At 64.2% G+C, this 19,724-nt stretch carries 20 protein-coding genes; 16 read left to right on the forward strand and 4 right to left on the reverse strand.

From position 1 onward, the window contains the following. The first annotated feature begins 1 nt into the window (after position 1). The 5 genes from urtB to ASD12_RS02540 are packed head-to-tail and all read left to right on the forward strand — an operon-like array spanning position 2 to position 4,458. On the forward strand, positions 2 to 859 hold the full coding sequence (urtB, locus tag ASD12_RS02520) for an urea ABC transporter permease subunit UrtB (protein ID WP_056581649.1): 858 nt from the start codon (positions 2 to 4) through the stop codon (positions 857 to 859). Then, the gene (locus ASD12_RS02525) at positions 856 to 1,842 is read left to right on the forward strand and encodes a branched-chain amino acid ABC transporter permease (protein ID WP_056581652.1); all 987 of its coding nucleotides are present in this window, start codon (positions 856 to 858) and stop codon (positions 1,840 to 1,842) included. Before urtB ends, ASD12_RS02525 begins: the two co-directional genes overlap by 4 nt. Then, positions 1,839 to 2,543, forward strand: a complete 705-nt coding sequence (locus tag ASD12_RS02530) for an ATP-binding cassette domain-containing protein (protein ID WP_056581654.1) — start codon at positions 1,839 to 1,841, stop codon at positions 2,541 to 2,543. The genes ASD12_RS02525 and ASD12_RS02530 overlap by 4 nt, the downstream gene beginning before the upstream one ends. A gap of 2 nt (positions 2,544 to 2,545) precedes the next feature. Next, the gene (locus tag ASD12_RS02535; RefSeq protein ID WP_056581662.1) at positions 2,546 to 3,247 is read left to right on the forward strand and encodes an ABC transporter ATP-binding protein; all 702 of its coding nucleotides are present in this window, start codon (positions 2,546 to 2,548) and stop codon (positions 3,245 to 3,247) included. Positions 3,248 to 3,288: 41 nt separating this feature from the next. Beyond that, entirely contained in the window at positions 3,289 to 4,458 is a 1,170-nt protein-coding gene (locus ASD12_RS02540) for a substrate-binding protein (RefSeq protein ID WP_027036162.1), read from the forward strand. Between the two features lie 51 nt (positions 4,459 to 4,509). Here the strand turns inward: ASD12_RS02540 and ASD12_RS02545 are convergent, their stop codons facing one another. Next, positions 4,510 to 6,156: an acetolactate synthase large subunit gene (locus ASD12_RS02545; protein ID WP_056581664.1), complete on the reverse strand. Its 1,647-nt coding sequence runs from the start codon at positions 6,154 to 6,156 to the stop codon at positions 4,510 to 4,512. Between the two features lie 223 nt (positions 6,157 to 6,379). Further along, positions 6,380 to 7,282, reverse strand: a complete 903-nt coding sequence (locus ASD12_RS02550; RefSeq protein WP_056581669.1) for a LysR family transcriptional regulator — start codon at positions 7,280 to 7,282, stop codon at positions 6,380 to 6,382. A gap of 102 nt (positions 7,283 to 7,384) precedes the next feature. Here ASD12_RS02550 and ASD12_RS02555 point away from each other — a divergent pair, with 102 nt between their 5' ends. From ASD12_RS02555 to ASD12_RS02565, 3 genes are all read left to right on the forward strand, one after another. Continuing rightward, entirely contained in the window at positions 7,385 to 8,374 is a 990-nt protein-coding gene (locus ASD12_RS02555; protein WP_056581672.1) for a zinc-dependent alcohol dehydrogenase family protein, read from the forward strand. Between the two features lie 222 nt (positions 8,375 to 8,596). Beyond that, on the forward strand, positions 8,597 to 8,890 hold the full coding sequence (locus ASD12_RS02560; RefSeq protein WP_056581674.1) for a zf-TFIIB domain-containing protein: 294 nt from the start codon (positions 8,597 to 8,599) through the stop codon (positions 8,888 to 8,890). A gap of 72 nt (positions 8,891 to 8,962) precedes the next feature. Next, positions 8,963 to 9,946 (forward strand): Tim44 domain-containing protein, encoded by a 984-nt coding sequence (locus ASD12_RS02565; RefSeq protein WP_056581675.1) that lies wholly within the window; start codon positions 8,963 to 8,965, stop codon positions 9,944 to 9,946. 46 nt (positions 9,947 to 9,992) lie between these two features. Here the strand turns inward: ASD12_RS02565 and ASD12_RS02570 are convergent, their stop codons facing one another. Next, positions 9,993 to 11,090, reverse strand: a complete 1,098-nt coding sequence (locus ASD12_RS02570) for a lactonase family protein (protein WP_156388988.1) — start codon at positions 11,088 to 11,090, stop codon at positions 9,993 to 9,995. A 197-nt stretch (positions 11,091 to 11,287) separates the two neighbouring features. Between ASD12_RS02570 and ASD12_RS02575 the strand changes: the two genes are divergently transcribed. The 8 genes from ASD12_RS02575 to ASD12_RS02610 all read left to right on the forward strand — a co-directional run bounded on the left by ASD12_RS02575 (position 11,288) and on the right by ASD12_RS02610 (position 18,847). Next, positions 11,288 to 11,839 carry a MaoC family dehydratase gene (locus ASD12_RS02575; protein ID WP_056581681.1) on the forward strand — a complete coding sequence of 184 codons (552 nt, stop codon included), beginning with the start codon at positions 11,288 to 11,290 and terminating at the stop codon, positions 11,837 to 11,839. 2 nt (positions 11,840 to 11,841) lie between these two features. Next, positions 11,842 to 13,002, forward strand: a complete 1,161-nt coding sequence (locus ASD12_RS02580) for a CaiB/BaiF CoA-transferase family protein (RefSeq protein WP_056581684.1) — start codon at positions 11,842 to 11,844, stop codon at positions 13,000 to 13,002. 20 nt (positions 13,003 to 13,022) lie between these two features. Beyond that, positions 13,023 to 14,168: an extracellular solute-binding protein gene (locus ASD12_RS02585; RefSeq protein WP_200953680.1), complete on the forward strand. Its 1,146-nt coding sequence runs from the start codon at positions 13,023 to 13,025 to the stop codon at positions 14,166 to 14,168. A 25-nt stretch (positions 14,169 to 14,193) separates the two neighbouring features. Beyond that, entirely contained in the window at positions 14,194 to 15,381 is a 1,188-nt protein-coding gene (locus tag ASD12_RS02590; protein WP_056581691.1) for an ABC transporter substrate-binding protein, read from the forward strand. A gap of 72 nt (positions 15,382 to 15,453) precedes the next feature. After that, complete coding sequence (locus ASD12_RS02595; protein WP_056581694.1) at positions 15,454 to 16,191, forward strand: ATP-binding cassette domain-containing protein; 738 nt, start codon at positions 15,454 to 15,456, stop codon at positions 16,189 to 16,191. Then, on the forward strand, positions 16,184 to 16,927 hold the full coding sequence (locus ASD12_RS02600; protein WP_056581697.1) for an ATP-binding cassette domain-containing protein: 744 nt from the start codon (positions 16,184 to 16,186) through the stop codon (positions 16,925 to 16,927). The genes ASD12_RS02595 and ASD12_RS02600 overlap by 8 nt, the downstream gene beginning before the upstream one ends. Continuing rightward, positions 16,924 to 17,874: an ABC transporter permease gene (locus tag ASD12_RS02605; protein ID WP_056581704.1), complete on the forward strand. Its 951-nt coding sequence runs from the start codon at positions 16,924 to 16,926 to the stop codon at positions 17,872 to 17,874. The genes ASD12_RS02600 and ASD12_RS02605 overlap by 4 nt, the downstream gene beginning before the upstream one ends. A 1-nt stretch (position 17,875) precedes the next feature. After that, positions 17,876 to 18,847, forward strand: a complete 972-nt coding sequence (locus tag ASD12_RS02610) for an ABC transporter permease (protein ID WP_056581709.1) — start codon at positions 17,876 to 17,878, stop codon at positions 18,845 to 18,847. A 21-nt stretch (positions 18,848 to 18,868) separates the two neighbouring features. On the opposite strand, the gene ASD12_RS02615 is transcribed toward ASD12_RS02610, so the two are convergent. Beyond that, complete coding sequence (locus ASD12_RS02615) at positions 18,869 to 19,708, reverse strand: amidohydrolase (protein ID WP_056581712.1); 840 nt, start codon at positions 19,706 to 19,708, stop codon at positions 18,869 to 18,871. Positions 19,709 to 19,724 lie beyond the last annotated feature (16 nt).

A 19,724-nucleotide genomic window follows, 5' to 3' on the forward strand; every position in this document is an offset into this window, starting at 1 on the left:
GATGGATTTTGTCATCACCACGCTTCTCAATGCGCTGACGCTGATCAGCATCCTTATGCTGGTCGGGCTCGGGCTGGCGATCAGCTTCGGGCTGATGAACGTGACCAACCTAGCGCATGGCGAGTTCGTCACCGTCGGCGCCTTCGCGGTCTATTTCGTCCAGAGCGTGGGTGGCTCGTTCTGGCTGGGCCTGGCCGCGGCGCCCATCGCCGGCGCGGTAGTCGGCTGCATCCTCGAGTTCGCCATCATCCGCCATCTCTATTCCAGGCCAGTCTCGACCGTGCTTGCCACCTGGGGCGTCAGCCTGATCCTGCAGCAAGGGCTGGAACTGACCTTCGGTCTCGGTGCCAAACCGGTGACGCCGCCGATCGAGGGCACGCTCGATCTCTTCTTCACCGTCTATCCGGCTTACCGGCTGATCCTGATCGGCATCGCCATGCTGACCTTGCTTGGAGTCATCCTGCTGATCAGCCGGACATCCTTCGGGCTCGACATCCGCACCGTCATCCAGAACCGCGAGATGGCCGAGGGCGTCGGCATCAACACGCGACGCACCTACGCCATCGCCTTCACCTTCGGCGCGGCCATCGCAGGGCTTGCCGGCGGACTGGTCGCGCCGCTGGCGATCGTGCTGCCGCAGATGGGGGTGAACTATCTCGCCAACGCCTTCTTCGTCGTCATTGTCGGCGGCGTCGGCTCGATCGGCGGCCTCGTCGCCGGCAGCGTCTTCGTCGGCGGGCTGACCAGCGTCCTCAACTACCAGATCTCGCCATCACTGGCGCAGGCGATCGTGCTGCTCGCGGCCATCGTCGCTGTCCGTCTGCGGCCCAACGGCCTGTTCAACGGAGCGTCGCGATGATCGCCCGCGACCGCAACTGGCTGCTGGTCTTCGTTGTCTGCGTGGTGCTCGCGGTCGTCTATCCCCTGTTCGCCGATGGCTACCAGCTAACGGTGATCCGCGACGCGCTGATCTTCGGCCTGTTCGCGGCGAGCCTCGACTTCTTCTGGGGCCGCACCGGGATCCTGTGTTTCGGCCACGCCGCCTTTTTCGGCATTGGCGGCTACATCATGGCGCTGGTCACGCTCAACGACGCCATTCCCTTCGGAAGCCTGCTCGGCCTTGCCGGCGCAGTCACTGGTGCTGCTTTCGTCGCCGCCATCATCGGCTACTTCCTGTTCTTCGGCGGCATTCGGGGCAGCTATTTCACCATCGTCACGCTGGCGATGGGCGTCATTTGCCAGCAGGCTGCAGTCTCGTGGAGTTCGGTCACCGGCGGCGATAGCGGGTTGATCGGGATCCCGCCGATCGAGTTCGATCTCGGCGGGCTGCATGTCGATCTGAGCCAGGACTTGCCCAGCTACATTTTCGTCTCGGCCATCGTCGCGGTGGCCGTGCTGGCGCTGTGGTCGATCAGCCGCGGCCACTGGGGCACGGTGCTGACCGCCATCCAGGACAATGAAGTCCGCGCGGCAGCGCTCGGCCACAATGCGCCGTTGCGGCTGCTCGTGACCTTCGTCCTGTCGGCGGCGATCGCCGGACTTGCCGGCGCCCTTTACGTCTGCATGGCAGGGCTGGTGGCGCCCGATCTGTCCGGACTGCTGCTGTCGACGGAAGTCATCGTCTGGGTGGCGGTCGGCGGGCGCGGCACGCTGCTTGGGCCGGTGCTCGGCGCCATCTTCATCCAACGGGCGCAGCAGACGATCAGCAGCTTCAACCCGAGCCTATGGCCGCTATTGCTCGGCTGCGTCTTCGTCATCATCGTCTTCGTCCTGCCGGACGGCATCCTGTCGATCTACGCGCGGCTGAAAGGCCTGTTCAAAGGCGGGAGGCGCGCGCAATGAGCGACATCCTGCTCCAGGCCGAAAATGTCGGCATCCGCTTTGGCGGGCTGCAGGCGCTGGAAGCCTTGAACCTCACCGTACGAGACAAGGAGCTTTGCTGCATCATCGGGCCGAACGGTGCCGGCAAGAGCACGTTCCTCAATGTGCTGACCGGCACGCTTCGCCCGACCAGCGGCAGCGTGCGCTTCCTCGGCCAAGACATAGCCGGCCTGCCGTTGCACCGCATCGCCCGGCTCGGCATCGCCCGCAAGTTCCAGATCCCGTCTGTCTTCCCGAGCCTCTCGGTTGAGGACAATCTGAAGGTCGCGCGCTGGGGCGCGCCCTCGCCTGTGCGCTCGGTTGGCGAACTGCTGGAACTGGTCGCGCTCACCAACCGTGCCGCTACGCTGGCGGGCGAACTCGCACACGGCCAGAAGCAATGGCTGGAGATCGGCATGGCGCTGGCAATCGAGCCACGGTTGCTTTTGCTCGACGAGCCGACCGCCGGCATGACACCGCAAGAGACGTTGGCGACGGCCGACATGCTGCTGCGACTCAAGGGCGAATTCTCGATCGTCGCCGTCGAGCACGACATCCGCTTCGTGCGGGCGCTGAACTGCGAGACATTGGTGCTGCATCAGGGACGCCGGCTGCGCAACGGCCCTTTCCATGACATCGAGACCGACGAAATGGTCCGCGACGTCTATTTGGGGAGGCGCTGACCATGCTCCGGACAATGGCGGTCTCCGCCGGCTACGGTCTGCTCCCGGTGCTGAACGGCATCGACCTCAGTGTCGCGCCCGGCGAAGTCGTTGGCCTGCTTGGCCGCAACGGCGCCGGCAAGACGACGCTGTTGCGCGTCATCGCCGGGGCCTTGCGGGCGAGCGGTGGCGCGATAATCCTCGGCGACCAGAACCTAACCAACGCTCCGGCCTTCCGCCGTGCGCGGGCAGGCATCGCGCATGTGCCGCAGGGGCGCGGCATCTTCAACCAGCTGACGGTGCGGCAAAACCTCGAAGTCGGCACCCGCGCCGCCAAGGACCGTGGCGACGGCGGCATTCCGGCCGACATCTTCGGCTATTTTCCGATCCTGCGCGAACGCGAAGCGCAGGTCGCCGGCACGCTTTCGGGCGGCCAGCAGCAGATGCTGGCGATCGGCCGCGCGCTGTGCGGCCTGCCCTCGGTGCTGCTGCTCGACGAGCCCTCGGAAGGCATTCAGCCGAACATCGTGCAGTCGATCGCCGAACTGGTGCCGCGCATCGCCCGCGAGCGCGGCATCGCGATCGTTCTCGTCGAGCAGAATCTCGATCTCGTTCTCAAGGCGGCGGACCGCTGCCTGGTGATGGAGAAGGGCAGGATTGTCCATGAAGGCGCACCGGAAGCGTTCGCCGACGAAACCCTGCTGAAGGACCTGTTGGCTTTGTAAGGCGTGCATGGGGCGCGCCTGGGACTGGAAGGAACACAACAATGATAAGCAGAAGAACTGTCTTGAAATCCGGCGGCGCTGCAGCCGCCTTCGCCATCGTCGGCGCGCCGTCGATCCTGCGCGCCGCAGACACAGTCAAGGTCGGCCTGTCGATCCCGATCACCGGGCTGCAGGCGATCCTCGGCGAGACGCTGCTCAATTGCTACAAGCTCGCCGCCGCCGAGCTCAACGCCGCGAACGGTATTGGCGGGCGCCAGGTCGAACTCATCATCGAAGACAACCAGACCACGACCAAGGGCTCCATCGACAAGGCGCGCAAGCTCATCAACGAAGACAAGGTCGACGTGATCATGGGCACGATCATTTCGCCGGAGCGCAGCGCGACGCTGTCGGTCACCTCGAAGGCCAAGAAGCTGTTCTTCTACCCGACCAATTTCGAAGGTGGTGAATGCAACCGCTACTTCGTCGCCACCGGACCGATCCCGATGCAGCAGGTCGACCCGATGATGCCATGGGTGGCCGAGACCCTGGGCAAGACGATCTATGTCATGGCTTCGGACTATGCATGGCCGCAGAAGATGACCGAGGCGATCACGGCGGCCTATGAGAAGGCCGGCGGCAAGATCATCGGTGCCGACTACTATCCGTTCGGCACCACCGATTTCGGCCCGGCCTTCCAGAAGATCAAGTCGCTGAAGCCCGATGTCGTCTGGTCGATGGTGGTCGGCAACGACGCCGTCACCCAGCTCAAGCAGTATCGCAGCTTCGACATCAAGCAGCCGCTGATCGCGCCACTCGACGAGGTCTTCAACAAGGACGCGCTGCCGCCGGGCGTGGCCGCCGGCACCTACGCGCCGCAGCCCTACTGGATGGCGCTCGACAACCCGGTCAACAAGAAGTTCATCTCGAGCTTCCGGGAGAAGTTCGGCCAGGAAAAGATGGTCAACGGCATCGGCGAGGCCGGCTACAACGGCCTTCATCTCTACGCGCTGGCCGCAGAGAAGGCCGGATCGCTGAAGGACGACGATGTGCTGGCCGCGCTGCCGTCGATCGAGTTCGACGCACCGCAAGGCAAGATCCGCGTCGACGCCACCAACAACCACACGCTGTGCCATTCCTATGTCGGCAAGGCGGCGGCCGACGGCATCGGCTACGAGATCGTCAAGGATTTCGGCACCATCGCCCCGGTAACGCCCTACTGCAAGGTCTAGGCGCTTCGGCACCAGTTCCAGGCAACCCTGACGGCGGCATTGTTGCCGCCGTCAGGATGCCTGGGGCGCAGGGAGCCGCTCGCGCAACTCGTCGACAAGCACCCTGGTGTTCTCGGAATAGTCGATCGGCACGACGACGAGATGCACGCCGCCGCCGGTGAAGGCCTGTTCCAACGTTGGCCGCAATTCGGCGATCGCGCCAACTCTGGTCCCCTTGGCGCCATAGGCCTCGGCATATTTGACGAAATCCGGATTGCCGAAGGTCATGCCGAAATCCGGAAACTCGTCGACCGCCTGCTTCCAGCGTATCATGCCGTAGGCGTGGTCCTCGAGCAGCAGGACGACGAGGTTGAGCTTGAGCCTGACGGCGGTCTCCAATTCCTGGCTGTTCATCATGAAGCCGCCATCGCCGCAGATCGCCATGACACGGCGCTGCGGATAGAGCAGTGCCGCCATCATCGCGGACGGCAAGCCCGCGCCCATGGTGGCCAGCGCATTGTCGAGCAGGATCGTGTTTGCCATGCGCGTCCGGTAGTTGCGCGCGAACCAGATCTTGTACATGCCGTTGTCGAGGGCGAGGATCCCGTCGGCCGGCATCACGGCGCGCACGTCATGCACAATGCGCTGCGGCGTGAAGCGATCTTCGGTGGCGCGCGCGGCGATCCGACTCAAAATACCTTCACGCAGCGGCAGCAAAGCCTGCGCGTTGGGGATGTTGCCCTCGATGCGGTCCGCCAGCAGCTTGAGCGAAGGCCCGAGGTCGCCGACAATCTCCGCTTGCGGGAAATAGACCTGCTCGACATCCGCGGACTGATAGCCGACATGGATGACTTCAGGCTCCTTGGCGCCCATGATGAAGGGCGGTTTCTCGACCGTGTCGTGGCCGATGGTGATGATCAGATCGGCCTGCTCTATGGCCTCGTGCACATAGTCGCGCTCCGAAAGTGCCGCCGTTCCCATGTAGAGCTCGGTTCCGCCAGGCACGGTGCCCTTGCCCATCTGCGTGGTGAAGTAGGGAATTTGCGTGCGCAACACGAACTGCGCGAGGTCGGAGGTCGAGCGCGGCCGCGACGCCGCCGCGCCGAACATCAACAGCGGACGCTTGGCCTTCATGATCATCCGGGCCGCGCGATCGAGCGCGGCCGCACTGGCCAGGGGCAGTTCGACGGGATGCGTCGGCACGAGCGCGACCGATTCGCACTCCGCCGCTGCAATGTCTTCCGGCAGCTCCAGATGCACGGGGCCTGGGCGTTCTTCCTGGGCGACACGGAAGGCTTCGCGCACCAGCGACGGGATCATCTTCGGCGAGACGATCTGACGCGACAGCTTGGTCAGCGGCTTCATCGCCGCGACGATGTCGACGATCTGGAAGCGCGCCTGCCGGGATGACAGGATGCCCTTCTGGCCGGTGATCATGATCATCGGCATCGCGCCGAGCAGCGCATAGGCCGAACCGGTTGTCAGATTGAGCGCGCCGGGGCCAAGTGTGGTGATGCAGACACCCGGCTTGCCGGTGAGCCTGCCATAGGTGGCGGCCATGAAGGCCGCCGCCTGCTCGTGGCGGGTCAGGATCAGCTGGATCGAGGAGCGGCGGATGGATTCGACGATATCGAGATTTTCTTCGCCCGGAATGCCGAAAATCCGTTCGACCCCTTCGTTTTCGAGGGCCGCGACGAACAGATCCGAACCTTTGGTCATAGACCGTCTCTCCCGCAATGCGCTCAATCCGTCAGCCACTTTCATATGGCACTGGAACGCGACGCCTCAAAGACCCGAAGTGTGCACTCTTTTACCGGCTTTGCAGAAGAAACCCGAATTGTGTCCTTGTTGTCGACGGGTGATGGCGGCGATGAACTGATCGTTGACCGTGCCAAGGTCAAGGAATATCGGCGCGATCCTCACCGAGAGGCGGACGCCAAGGTTAGGCCATCGATTTCTGCAAGGCAGCCGCCAGCGCGTCGACGGCAAGCCGCACCTTCAGCGGCAGATGTGGCGTCTTCAGCCAAAGCGCGTAGCAGTCGTAGAGAAAGCGCGGCTCATCCGGCAACAGCGCCACCAATGCGCCGACCTGAAGGCGATCGCGGACCAGCCAATAGGGTAGCCAGGCAAGTCCCATGCCGTCGACGGCCGCATCGGCGATGGCATCGAGATCATCGAGGCGTATCCGACCGACCGGCATGATCTCCAGAGCTGGCTGCATTTCGCGCGCAAACAGCCACGGCTGAACGATCTGGCCAAGCCGGCGGTAGACGATGGCGTGATGGTCGGCGAGATCCTCGATCCGCCGCGGTTCGCCATGGGTTTCCAGATAGGAGGGCGCGGCGCAAACGACCATGCCCTGGCGCGCGACGCGGCGCGCGATCACGCCTGCCTTGTCGTCAAGGGTGCCGGTCCGGATCGCCAGATCGTAGCCATCCTCGGCAAGGTCGGCGAAGCGGTCGCTGAGCGAAAGGTCCAGTTCCAGCATCGGATATTGCCGCGCCAGCCCCAGCAGCACTGGGGTCACGCAGTGGCGACCGAAATGCGCCGGCATGGTGACGCGCAGTTTGCCACGCGGTTCGGAGAACTGGTCGGCGGCGAGCGCGTCGGCGGCCTCGGCCTCGGCCAGCACCACGCGGCAGCGTTCATAGTAGGCACAGCCGAAGTCGGTCAGGCTCTGCCGGCGCGTGGTCCGGTTGAGCAGCCGCACGCCCAGCCGTTCCTCGAGAAACCGGACATGCTTGCCGACCATCGGTCCGGACAGATCGAGTGCGACTGCCGCGGCCGCGAACGAACCGAGGTCAACGGCCCTGACGAACACGGCCATGCTCTCAAGCCGATCCATATTCAGAACTCCTGGTTTCTATTGTTCTCCTCCTACTGCCATTTATCCCCGGAAAGCCCAGCTGCATAGCTCATTCGGTTCAGATGATTTGGAGTATCCCGAATGACACGCATGATTCGCTTTCACCAGCATGGCGGCCCCGAGGTTCTGTGCATCGAGGATGTCGAAGTTCCCCGACCGGGTCCCGGCGAAGTTCAAATCCGCGTCAAGGCGCTCGGCCTCAATCGCGCCGAAGCGCTGCTGCGTGCTGGCGCCTATATCGAGACGCCGAAGCTGCCCTCGGGGCTTGGCCTCGAGGCGGCGGGTGTCATCGAGACGGTGGGCGAAGGTGTTGAGGATTTCGCGCCAGGCGACAGCGTCAGTGTCATCCCACCGCAATCGATGATCCGCTGGCCGGCTTATGGCGAGCTTGCGACCTATCCCGCCGGACTCGTCGTGAGGAATCCCCCGTCACTTGATTGGCAAGCGGCGGCGGCCGTCTGGATGCAGTATCTCACCGCCTATGGCGCCCTGATCGACATCGCGAAGCTGCACAGCGGAGACCATGTCGTCATCACCGCGGCATCGAGCAGTGTCGGGCTTGCCGCGATCCAGATCGCCAACAGGGTCGGCGCGACCGCGATCGCGGTGACGCGGACTTCGGCGAAGAAGCAGACGCTGCTCGACGCCGGTGCGGCTGAAGTCGTGGTCCTGGCTGAGGAGGGTCTGACGGCACGGCTGAATGAGATCGCAGGGCCTGAAGGCGTGCGCGTCGTGTTCGATCCGATCGGCGGCCCGATCTTCGAGTCCCTGACAGCGGCGATGTCGCGTGGCGGCATCCTCATCGAATATGGCGGCCTCAGCCGCGAGCCGACGCCGTTCCCGCTGTCAGCCGTGCTGGCCAAGAGGCTGACGCTGCGCGGCTACCTCGTCCACGAGATCACTAGCGACCCGACCAAACTGGAGGCCGCCAAGGCGTTCATCTTCGAAGGACTTGAGACCGGGACCCTAAGGCCGATCATCGACCGGACCTTTGCGTTCGACCAGATCGTCGAGGCGCATCGCTATCTGGAATCGAACGAGCAGTTCGGCAAGATCGTGGTGACGCTTTAAGCAGCAACCATCCTCGTCTTCAGACACCAGCCGCGATGGCGAACAATTCATTCTTGCCGGCAAGATCGCCCTTGAAGGCGCGGCTCCGCATTCCTAACTGTCTCGTGCGGGCCGGGCCCCTCTGACGATCGCTTCTGGTGATTGTGATGTCGGACCGCTTTAACGGGCCCGTTTCCATCCTTTTCGGTCAAGCGGGCTCATTCCTTTGGTTTGGAGCCCCATATGACATCTTCCCTCCCTGGTTTGGTTTGCCCCTCCTGCCGCGTCGCGCTCGTGATGAGCGAACGCCAGGGTATCGAGATCGATTACTGCCCGCAGTGCCGCGGCGTCTGGCTTGATCGAGGCGAACTCGACAAGATCATCGAGCGTTCCGGCAGGGGGGCGTCGCCCGCGCCGCAGCCGGCAGCATTCTCCCAGCCGCAACATGGGCAGGGCCGCGATGACGATTATTCCCGCTCGCAGGGCCACCGTTATCCGAAGCGCAAGAAATCATTCTTCGAAGAATTGTTCGATTGACCGCATGACGCCCGATACGCGTGCGGGCGTTTACAGAAGATTTCCGAAACCACATGGATAAGGTCCATCCCGATGATGACTCGCACAAGCCGATTTACCGCCCTCTTTGCAGGACTGTTCCTGGCATTCTCGATGGTCGCGATGGATCATGCCGAGGCTCGTCGCGGCGGCAGTTTCGGCAGTCGTGGCATGCGTACGTTCCAATCGGCACCGCCGACCAGGACCGCGCCAGCGCCGACCGCTCCGGTCGAGCGTTCGATGACGCCCAACACCGGTGTGAACAACGCGGCCCGGCAACCGGCCGGCTTGCAGAGACCCGGCTTCATGAGCGGCTTCGGTGGAACAATGATGCGCGGTCTGCTGCTCGGCGGCCTGATCGGCCTGCTTGTGGGCCAAGGCTTCGGCGGCCTCGCCGGCATGTTCGGCTTCTTGCTTCAGGCGCTGCTCATCGGTGGTGCGATCATGCTGGCTATCAGGTTCTTCCGCTCGCAATCGGCCCGTGGTCCTGCCCCGGCGCTCGCCGGTGCCGGCAATGCCCAGGCTTCGCGATTTGAGAACCGCGCAACGGCACAGCAGCAGACTGCAGGCTCCTTCACAATTCCCGGCTTCGGCGGCGGTTCGGGCGGAGGCTCTCCGGCCACCGGCTCTGAGGAGATCACGCTGGCTCAGACCGACCTCGACGCATTCCAGCAGCTTTTGACCGATGTCCAGGAAGCATTCGGGCGCGAAGACCATGCCGCTCTGCGCCGGGCGACGACCCCCGAAATGGTGTCCTATCTGTCGGAAGAGCTGGCAGACAATGCCCAGAAAGGTCTCAGGAACGAGGTAACGGACATTACTTTGCTGCAGGCCGACATCGCGGAAAGCTGGCGCGAGGATGAGCGCGACTACGCCACGGCCGCATTGCGCTACGAGTCTCGTGACGTGATGCGCGAACGGGCCAGTGGCAAAGTCGTCGCGGGCGACGAGGACCATCCGACAGAGACGACTGAGCTGTGGACATTCGTGCGTGAGAATGGATCGAGCTGGAAGCTCTCGGCAATACAACAGGCTTGAGCCCCGGCCGGTTATGTCCGAGGCTTCGATGCGGAGTTGCGGTCGTTCAACGCGCGATCTTGACGCACATCGGCGTGCCGATCTCGATGGCGCGCCCGGTGTCTGTGAGCATGCCGCTGTCGGCGTCGCGCGCGAAGATCGAGATGCGGTCGCCATTCTGGTTGGCCGAGAACAGATGGCCGCCTGACGGCGTCAGCGCCAGGTTGCGCGGCGTCGCACCCCCGCAAGGGACATAGCCGACCAGGCTCAGCGCGCCGGTGTTCTGGTCGACCGCCATGATGACCACGCTGTCGTGGCCACGGTTGGAGCCGTAGACGAAACGGCCGTCCGAAGCGATCTGGATATCGGCGCAATGATTGCTGTCGCGCGCCTCGGCCGGCACCGCCGGCTTTGCATCGATGATCGACAGCTTGCCGGTGGCTTCGTCCAGCGCCATCGACACGATGGTCGAATCCAGCTCGTTCATGACAAAGACGAAGCGACCGTTCGGATGCAAGGCAAGATGACGCGGGCCGGCACCCGGCGGCAAAGCGGATTCGGCTGATTTGCTCAGGCTGCCATCGTGCCCGATACGGTAGGATACCAGCCGATCGATGCCGAGGTCGGCGACGATGGCCATGCCACCGGCAATGGTTTCGGTGACGCTGTGGGCATGCGAGCGCTCCTGCCGCGCCGCATTCGGGCCGGTGCCGGAATGCGAAACGCTGGCCAGCGGCGCCGACAGCGCGCCACTCTTGTCGAAGCCATAGACAGCCACGGCTCGATCCGGGCCGCCCTCGCCCATGCCATAGTTGGCGACCAGCAGCTTCGTGCCATCACGGGTGATGGTGTTATGGGCGGTGATGCTGCCGAGCGAAGGCTGCTTGTTCAGATAAATGAGTGTCCCCGAAGCTCGATCGAAGCTGTAGGCGGAGACGGTGCCCTCGCGCCAGTTGAAGACTTCCGAATTGGCATAGAGATGCGAGCCGTCCGGCGTCACCGACAGGAAGGTCGGGTTGTCGACCTCATTGGTCTCGGCCAGTTTTCGTGTTTCCAGCGTCGTCTCGTCAAAGCTGTAGACGCCGAGACCGACGCCCCGCGCGCCCTGAAAATACGGCGCTTCCCGGTTCAGGCTGCCGACAAAGACCAGACAGGCACGCATGATTTCCTCCCCTGCCCCGCCGCCGCTTCGGGGCGCGGGACCAGCCAAAATTTCGCCTGTTCACGCTTGCAACGCAACCCCATATGTGAAAATACTATTTACAAAAGAAGATTGACGGGAGGAAACGTCTTGCATTTCGACGCCTTGATGCGTTCTCCGACAGCTAAGACGCGCTCCACGCAGGGCTGGCGGTGTCGGCCATGAACGATCTTGCGCCCACCGTCGGCGTCGCCTCGACGCACCCAAAAGACATGCCCGAGGACCATGCCGCGCTGCCGGTGTGGAATGCCGAGAACTGGTTCTACGAGGATTGGCCGGTCGGCCAGAAAATCCGGTCGTTGCGACGGACCATGGCTGAAGGCGACAGCCATTTGTTCAACACGCTGGTGCTGGACATCCACCCCTATGTGCAGGACCAGATGTTTGCCGAAAGCGAAGGTATTTTCGGCAAGCGACTGATCGCCGGCGCCTTCGTCTTTTCAGCCGGCCTGGGGCTGGTCGCCACCAACTGCGTCAACGCCTTTTCCTACGGCTACGACAAGCTCCGCTTCATAAAGCCTGTCTTCATTGGCGATACGATCTATTCGATCCGCTCCAACCTCGACAAGAAGCCCCGCTACAAGGAGATGGGCCTGATCCGTGCCAGCTATGAAGTGTTCAAGGGCGAGGGCGAGCTCGTTCTCTATTGCGAGCATCTGCAGACGGTGAAGTACCGCAACCCGGCCGACTTCGTCGGCAAGACGGAGAAGTGAAGATGCCGGCAGCAGCCGAATTGCCGCTCGCCGGTCTCGTCGTCGTCGACATGAGCCAGTTCTTGTCCGGGCCCTATTGCTCACTCAGGCTGCTCGATCTCGGCGCCCGTGTGATCAAGATCGAGCGTCCGGATGGCGGCGACCTGTCGCGCCGGCTCTATCTCAGCGACACCGAGATCGGCGGCGATTCCACCATCTTCCATGCCATCAACCGGGCCAAGGAAAGTCTCGCTATCGACCTCAAGAACGAGGCGGATCTTGCGGTACTGCGCGGCCTTCTGGCCAAGGCTGACGTGCTGATCCAGAATTTCCGGCCGGGCGTCATCGAACGGCTCGGCCTGGACTATGGGGCGGTCCGCAAGATCAATCCGCGGCTGGTCTATGCCTCGATCAGCGGCTATGGCGAGGACGGTCCTTGGGTCAAACGCCCTGGCCAGGACCTGCTGGCGCAGTCGCGCTCCGGCGTGATGTGGCTGAATGGCGACGAGGACCAGGGGCCGGTGCCGTTCGGACTTGCCATCGGCGACATGCTGGCGGGTGCGGCCTGCGCGCAAGGCATTCTGGCAGCACTGGTGCGGCGCGGCATTACCAGCCAGGGCAGCCATATCGAGACCAGCCTGCTGGAAGCACTGGTCGATTTCCAGTTCGAGGTGCTGACGACGCATCTCAACGATGGCCGCCGCCTGCCCAAGCGCTCCAACTTCCGCAGCGCGCATGCCTATCTGTCGGCGCCTTACGGTGTCTACCCGGCCAAGGACGGCTATCTCGCCATCGCCATGACGCCGATCCCCAAGCTGGCCGATCTGCTGTCGCTCAGCGCGCTGGCACCCTATCGCGACAAGCCCGCATCGTGGTTCACGGCGCGCGACGACATCAAGGCGATCATCGCGCAGAGGATCGCCACCAAGACCATCGACGAATGGCTTGCCATCCTCGAACCCGCCGACATCTGGTGCGCCAAGGTGCTGACCTGGCCGGAGATGCTGGCAAGCGAGGGCTTCCAGTCGCTCGACATGCTGCAGACGGTGACGCGCGAAGACGATGTCTCGATCCTCACCACCAGTTCGCCGCTCAGGGTCGATGGCGTCAGAGCCAAGGTCGATCGGGCGGCACCGCGCATCGGCGAGCACAGTGCTGCAATCCGCGCGGAGTTCGGCCTGTGAGTTCGCCCAAGCTCAAAGGCATGACCTGGAGCCATCCGCGCGGCTACGATCCGATGGTCGCCTGCTCCTCTCTCTGGGAGCAGAAGACCGGTATTGCCATCGAATGGGACAAGCGCTCGCTGCAGGATTTCGAATCCTTCCCGGTCGAAGAGCTGGCGCGCGCCTATGACCTGATCGTCATCGACCATCCGCATGTCGGCCAGATCACGGCTGAGCGCTGCCTCGAGCCGCTGGATATAGCCGGCCGCGAGGCGGAGCGTGCTGCCCTCAGTTCCGGCAGTGTCGGCCGGTCCTATCCAAGCTACACATGGCAGGGACGGCAATGGGCGTTTCCTATCGACGCGGCGGCCCAAGTCCAGGCATGGCGGCCGGATGCGCTCGATGCGCCGCCGGCGCGCTGGAGCGAGGTGCTCGATCTCGCCCGGCAAGGCGGCGTGCTGCTGCCGTTGCGCCCCCCTCATGTGCTGATGGTATTCTACACGCTTGCCGGCAATCTCGGGCATTCCTGCACAACCGATCCGTCCCACGATCTCATTGATCTTGAGGCCGGCAGTGAAGTGTTGGAGACGATGCGCGAGATCGCATCGCTGGTCGAACCTGCGTGTTTCGAGATGGATCCGATTGCCGTCTCGGAGCGCATGGCGGAGGCTGGCTCCCGCATCGTCTGTGCACCGCTGATCTACGGTTACGTTTCCTATGCAATGGCGGGTTTTCGCGCGAACCGGCTGGCGTTCGCCGACATCCCGGTCGTTGGCTATAGCGGCCCCATCGGCTCAGCGCTCGGCGGCACCGGGATAGCCGTATCAGCCTTTTCCAAGGCCAGAGATGCCGCGATCGATTTCGCCTACTGGGCCGCGAGCGGCGACGTCCAGCGCGGCGCCTATGCCGCTGCCGGCGGTCAGCCCGGCCATGCCGCGGCCTGGGAGGACCAGACCGTCAATGAAGCGACCGGCAATTTCTATCGGGATACGCGCGCGACGCTGGAAGGCGCATGGGTGCGGCCACGCCATGATGGCTACATGGCGTTTCAGCAGGCGGCGTCCGACCGCATCCTTTCCGGCATGACCTCCCGGCACAAAGCCGCCGAGGTCGTTGCCGATCTCAATCGCCTGTTTCGGGAAAGTTCTCCGACGCAGGTGTCCGGCGCTGCCGGTGGAGGAGCCTGAACGAAACCGAACGGAGGAGAACAAGATGACAGGAATGATCCGCGGCCTGCTGGCCGCAACGGCGCTTGCCTCGCTTGCAACGACCGCCTTTGCGCAGGATGTGCAAGGGGTCATCGGCGGGCTGCCGACCGAACTCAAGGCGCAGTATGACGGCGCGCCGCAGAAGGTGCTGCCCTCGGCCTGGGACAATTTCACCGCGCCGCCGAAGCCGTGGAAATGGTGCCACTCGGAATCCTACCAGGGCAATCCATGGCGGGTGACGGTGACCAAGGAGCTGAAGCGCCTTGTCGACGGGCTGATCGCAGACGGAACGGTGTCCAGCTTCGAGGTGTCGGATTCCAACAACGACGCCAGCCAGCAGATCAACCAGATCCGCGCCTTTATCGACAAGAAGTGCTCGATCATCACCTCGATCCCGGGCTCGGCGACGGCACTCGATGATGCCATTGATGCCGCCGCCAAGGCCGGCATTCCGTTCATCACCGCGGCCGGTTCGGTGACCAGCCCGAACGCGATCAATGTCGATTCCAACTATGCGCGCTGGGGCTATGACATGATGACGGCGATCGGCAAGGCGCAGCCGGACGGTGCCAGCATCCTGCTCGTCGAAGGCATTGCCGGTCACCCGATCGTGGTGCAGGAGCGCCAGGGCGCGGACAAGGCGCTGGCCGAAAATCCAAAGCTGAAGATCTCGCGCAACGTCAACGGCAACTGGACGGCCAACGTCACCAAGACGGTGGTGCTGCAGGCGATCGCCACCAATCCGGCGCCGATCGATGCGGTGTGGACGACCGGCAGCGAAAGCCGCGTCGTCGCCGAGGCCTTCGCTGAAGCCGGCCGGCCGGCGCCATTGATCACCGGCTCGATCACCGGCGATGCGCTGGGCTACTGGAAGGCCAACCCCGACAAGTACCGCTTCGAAGGCCATGCGGTGCTGCCGCACTGGACCGCCGAGACGCTGTTCCGCGTCGGCGAGCGCATGCTCGACGGCCAGAAGCCGAAGCTGAACACGCTGCTGATCCCGATCCCGCCGGTGCACAGCGCCGATCTCGGCGCCTGGTACAAGGACTGCATGACGACCGATGCCGTCTCGATCTTCCCGATCCCGCCAAAAGATCCGATGCCGGAGGAATGGCTCGATGCCTATTTCTCGAACCCGGCGCCGACCAAGGGATGGGATTACTCGAAGGTGCCAGACCCCTGCGCAAAGTGACGCCTGCGCGAACCAGCCTCTCAGCAAGCCGGTTCCCTTCGCGGAGCCGGCTTGCCAGCATCGAAACACGACATGCTTGAAATCAAAAACATATCCAAACGCTACGGCGAGACGGTCGCGCTCGCGGACGCGTCGATCGCGTTCCGGGCGGGGACGATCCACACGATCCTGGGCGAGAACGGTTCGGGCAAAAGCACCATGGTCAAGCTCCTGTCCGGCATCGTCCAGCCGGACAGCGGCGCGATCCTGCTGCAGGGCAAGCCGTTTTTTTGCGCCAGCCCGTCGGCGTTCCAGGCGCAAGGCTTCGCCACGGTGTTCCAGGAGGTGCTGATCGCACCGGACCGCAGCGTGATGGACAACATCCTGCTCGGCCTCGACCGACTGGTCCAGCGCGTCGTTCCCCGCAACGAGCGCCGCGACCGGGCCGCCGCCGCGCTGAAACGCTTCGCCGTCACCGACGTGTCTCTCGACATGCCAGCCGGCCTGTTGCCGCTCGCAGCACAACAGCTTGTCGTTCTCGCTCGTGCGATCGTGCGCAATCCAAAAATCCTGATCCTCGACGAGGTCACCGCCGCGCTCGACTTCGCCGATCGCGAATCCGTGTTTTCCCTGATGCGCGCGCTGGCCGGCGAAGGTTGCCTCATCCTGTTCATCACCCATCGCATGGATGAGGTGATGTCGCTTTCGGATCGCATCTCGATCCTGCGTGGCGGCAGCGTCGTGCGCACCGAAGAGCGCGGCGCCTCGACACCTGCGGAACTTCTCAAGGCAATGGCGCCACGCACGGCGGCGGAGCTGGCGCATGGCTGATCGCGCTGCCCTCACAGTTCGTGACCTCATTATTGCGCCCGGCGCCAGCTCGATCACGCAGGCGATCGCTCCGGGCGAGATCGTCGGCCTTGCCGGCCTCGACGGCCACGGCCAGGAACTGTTCCTCAAGATGCTGGCTGGCCTGGAGCCGCCGCATGGGGGCTCGATCATACTCGACCTGCCCGGTGAGCCTCGCAAGATCACCGGCTTCCGCAAGGCCGTCTCCAGCGGCATCGCCTACCTGCCGCGCGACCGGCGTGCGAACGGCATTTTTCCGACGCAGTCGGTGCTCGACAATTTCGCCGTCTCGACACTGCCGCGCGATACGCGGCTTGGGCTGATCAGCCCGGCGGCGCGCAAGGCGCGCTACGATATCTACCGTGAAAAATTGTCGATCGTCGCCCCCCGGCCCGATGCGCCGATCACCACCCTGTCGGGCGGCAACCAGCAGAAGGTGCTGCTGGCACGCGCGCTGGCGCTGGAGCCCGCGATCCTGCTTCTCAACGATCCTACGCGCGGCGTCGACGTGGCGACGCGGCACGTTCTCTACGACGTCTTTCGCGCGCTAGCCGCCGACGGTATGGGGCTCGTCATCCTGTCCAGCGAGATCGAGGAGATTCTTCTCCTGTGCCATCGCGTGCTGGTGTTCCGCGAAAACGAGGTCGCGGCCGAGATCGCCGGCGACCTGCTCACCACTGACAGCGTCATATCAGCCATGTTCGGACGTGCGGCATGAGCCCTGTTGCGCGTCTCCTGTCCCTTGGGCGAAACGTCGGCTTCGCGGTCGTGCTGCTGGTCATTCTGCTCGCGGTCAATCTCATCCTCAGCCCGGGGCGGTTCCAGCCGGGCTCCTGGGGTGCACTGGTCGGCTTGGCTGCGCCCTTGATCGGCGCGGCCATCGCCTCCACGCCTGTCATCCTCGCTGGCCGTGGCGGTATCGACATTTCGGTCGGGCCGCTGATGGGCTTCGTCAACGCTTTTGCGATCCAGTTGCTGTTCCTCGGCGCCGGCATCTCATCGCCCCTGGTGCTCGTTCCGGCGGCGCTGCTCGTCGGCGCGCTGGTAGGTGCCGCGAACGGCTTTCTGGCGACCATCGTGCGCATCCAGCCGATCGTCGCCACGCTCGGCACCTATCTGATCCTGACCGGTGTGACGCTGACGATCCTGCCAGCGCCGATCGGCCCGGCGCCGGCCTGGCTCAAGGCACTGTCCGGCTCGCTGTCGATGCTGCCGCTGGCATTGATGTTCATTGCCTGGTGGCTGGTGCGGCGCACCCCTTACTACGACCAACTGATGGCAGTCGGCAGCGACGACCGTGCCGCCTACACCGCCGGCGTCGATGTCACGCGCGTGCGCTTCATCGCCTATGTCATGACCGGCATCTTCAGCGGATGCGCCGGACTGATGCTAACCGCGCTCATCGGCTCCGCCGACCCCAATATCGGGCCGACCTACACGCTGATCGCCATCGCCGCCGTCGCGCTTGGCGGCGTCAGCCTGGCCGGCGGCCGTGGCGGCGTCGCCGGTGCCGCCATTGGCGCCATCGACATCTTCCTCCTGCAAAGCGTGCTGACGACATTCAATGTCTCGACCTTCGTGCTGCAGATCGCCTATGGCGCGATACTGGTGCTGGCCGTGATGCTGACCGCGCTTCAGGAACGTTTTTCCATGAGGGGTCGCTGACATGGTTTTGCGCCGAAACCTGTTCGCCACATCCAACGCCCGCGTCGTCGGGGCCTTCTGTGTCGCTGCCCTTCTGCATCTCGCCGGCACAGTTCTCATTCCCGGCTACTCGGCGCCGTTTGCGATACGCGCCATGCTTGTGCTCGCTTCGCTGCTCGCCGTGGCCTCGATCGGGCAGACGCTGGTCGTCATCATGGGTGGCATCGACCTGTCGATACCTTTCGTCATCGGCTTTGCCAATGTCGTGGCCGCGCAGCTCTATGGCGATGGCTGGAATTTTGTCCTGGTCTGCGGCCTCGTCGGCGTGCTGGCGCTCGTCATCGGCGGGCTGAACGGGCTGATCTCGCGCAGCCTCGACATACAGCCGCTGATCGTCACGCTCGGCATCGGCATGGTCGTGCAAGGGCTGGTGCTGCTGTGGACAGCCGGCTTCCCCTCAGGCTCCGCGCCGCAAGCGGTTTCCAGCTTCGTGTCGATCGGCGGATCGGCCGGGCCACTGCCGGTTCCGTGGCTGGTGCCAAGCCTGGTCGTGCTGGCGGCGCTCGTCGTGCTGGTGCTTGAGCGGACGCCCTATGGTCGGCGGCTCTACGCGCTGGGCAGCAATCCGGGCGCGGCACCGCTGGCGCTGATCGATCCGGTTCGCATGTGGGTCGTCACCTATGCGGCGAGCGCCTTCTTCGCCGCCGTGGCAGGCGTGCTGCTGCTCGGTTTCACCGGCTCGGCCTATGGCGATGTCGGCCAGCCTTATCTGTTCCAGACCATCGCAGCGGTCGTCGTAGGAGGCGCAGCACTTGTCGGTGGCCGGGGCAGCTATCTCGGTACGATCGCCGGCGTATTGGTGCTGACCGAGATCAACACGCTGCTGATCGGCCTCGGTTTCCAGCCGTCCGCGGTGCAGGCCGCGCTCGGCGTCATCATCGTGCTGCTGGTCTCGCTCTATGGCCGCGAACGGCACGTCTCGACGACGATCTGACGCGACGGCGACGCAACTGGGCTAGTCGAGCCGCCACAGCTTGCGGGCATTCGCGGACAGGAGCTTGTCGCGCTCCGCAATGCTGCAACCGACAAGCAGCGCATGGGTCGCCGCCACCCAGGTCGACAGCCCGCCGCCAAGCGTGCAGACCGGCCAGTCACTGCCCCAGACAACGCGGTCCCAGCCGAACGCACCGATTGTGTGCTCAACGTAAGGGCGCAGCGTCTCAACCGCCCAGTTGCCGGCATCGGCATAGGCGACGACACCGGAAATCTTGGCCACCACATTCGGGCGCCGCGCGATCTCGCTCATGTGTTCGCGCCACGGATGTTCGCTGTTGCCCTTGATGTCGGGCACACCGCAATGGTCGAGGACGAACTGCACGTCGGGCGCCAGGTCGGCAAGCGCGATCGCCTTGGGAATCTGGTGCGGCAGCACGACGAGATCGAAGGTCAGGCCGGTGCCGCCAAGCCGCTTGATGTTGTCGCGAAACACGGCGCCGTCCGAGAGCTCGTCGGGCATCACATGGAGGACGCGGCGGAAGCCCTTGACGAATGGGTTTGCTCGCTGCCTTTCGAGATAGGCGGGAAAGTCCGCCTCTTCGGGCCGGCAGGACGCGATCACTCCGGCCAGCATGCTGCCGGGCTGCCGTGACAGCCCCTCGACCCGAACGGTTTCGGCCTCGATGTCGGCCGGATCGACATCGACCTCCATATGCAGCACGCGCTCGATGCCGACACGCTGCGCCTCCACGGCGTAGTCCTCATAGGAGAAATCGCGATTGAGCGCGGGCACACCGGCGAGCCAGGGATAGCGCAGGGCCGAGCGATCGATGAGATGCAGATGGGTGTCGATTATCATGGCTGGCTTCTCCTCC

Source organism: Mesorhizobium sp. Root102, from assembly GCF_001425625.1.
Classification (GTDB): domain Bacteria; phylum Pseudomonadota; class Alphaproteobacteria; order Rhizobiales; family Rhizobiaceae; genus Mesorhizobium.

Bases quoted from the DNA above. Each gene is read 5' to 3' on its own strand.
- urtB (WP_056581649.1), top strand. From the start codon at position 2: ATGGATTTTGTCATCACCACGCTTCTCAATGCGCTGACGCTGATCAGC.
- ASD12_RS02525 (WP_056581652.1), top strand. From the start codon at position 856: ATGATCGCCCGCGACCGCAACTGGCTGCTGGTCTTCGTTGTCTGCGTG.
- ASD12_RS02530 (WP_056581654.1), top strand. From the start codon at position 1,839: ATGAGCGACATCCTGCTCCAGGCCGAAAATGTCGGCATCCGCTTTGGC.
- ASD12_RS02535 (WP_056581662.1), top strand. From the start codon at position 2,546: ATGCTCCGGACAATGGCGGTCTCCGCCGGCTACGGTCTGCTCCCGGTG.
- ASD12_RS02540 (WP_027036162.1), top strand. From the start codon at position 3,289: ATGATAAGCAGAAGAACTGTCTTGAAATCCGGCGGCGCTGCAGCCGCC.
- ASD12_RS02545 (WP_056581664.1), bottom strand. From the start codon at position 6,156: ATGACCAAAGGTTCGGATCTGTTCGTCGCGGCCCTCGAAAACGAAGGG.
- ASD12_RS02550 (WP_056581669.1), bottom strand. From the start codon at position 7,282: ATGGATCGGCTTGAGAGCATGGCCGTGTTCGTCAGGGCCGTTGACCTC.
- ASD12_RS02555 (WP_056581672.1), top strand. From the start codon at position 7,385: ATGACACGCATGATTCGCTTTCACCAGCATGGCGGCCCCGAGGTTCTG.
- ASD12_RS02560 (WP_056581674.1), top strand. From the start codon at position 8,597: ATGACATCTTCCCTCCCTGGTTTGGTTTGCCCCTCCTGCCGCGTCGCG.
- ASD12_RS02565 (WP_056581675.1), top strand. From the start codon at position 8,963: ATGATGACTCGCACAAGCCGATTTACCGCCCTCTTTGCAGGACTGTTC.
- ASD12_RS02575 (WP_056581681.1), top strand. From the start codon at position 11,288: ATGAACGATCTTGCGCCCACCGTCGGCGTCGCCTCGACGCACCCAAAA.
- ASD12_RS02580 (WP_056581684.1), top strand. From the start codon at position 11,842: ATGCCGGCAGCAGCCGAATTGCCGCTCGCCGGTCTCGTCGTCGTCGAC.
- ASD12_RS02585 (WP_200953680.1), top strand. From the start codon at position 13,023: ATGACCTGGAGCCATCCGCGCGGCTACGATCCGATGGTCGCCTGCTCC.
- ASD12_RS02590 (WP_056581691.1), top strand. From the start codon at position 14,194: ATGACAGGAATGATCCGCGGCCTGCTGGCCGCAACGGCGCTTGCCTCG.
- ASD12_RS02595 (WP_056581694.1), top strand. From the start codon at position 15,454: ATGCTTGAAATCAAAAACATATCCAAACGCTACGGCGAGACGGTCGCG.
- ASD12_RS02600 (WP_056581697.1), top strand. From the start codon at position 16,184: ATGGCTGATCGCGCTGCCCTCACAGTTCGTGACCTCATTATTGCGCCC.
- ASD12_RS02605 (WP_056581704.1), top strand. From the start codon at position 16,924: ATGAGCCCTGTTGCGCGTCTCCTGTCCCTTGGGCGAAACGTCGGCTTC.
- ASD12_RS02610 (WP_056581709.1), top strand. From the start codon at position 17,876: ATGGTTTTGCGCCGAAACCTGTTCGCCACATCCAACGCCCGCGTCGTC.
- ASD12_RS02615 (WP_056581712.1), bottom strand. From the start codon at position 19,708: ATGATAATCGACACCCATCTGCATCTCATCGATCGCTCGGCCCTGCGC.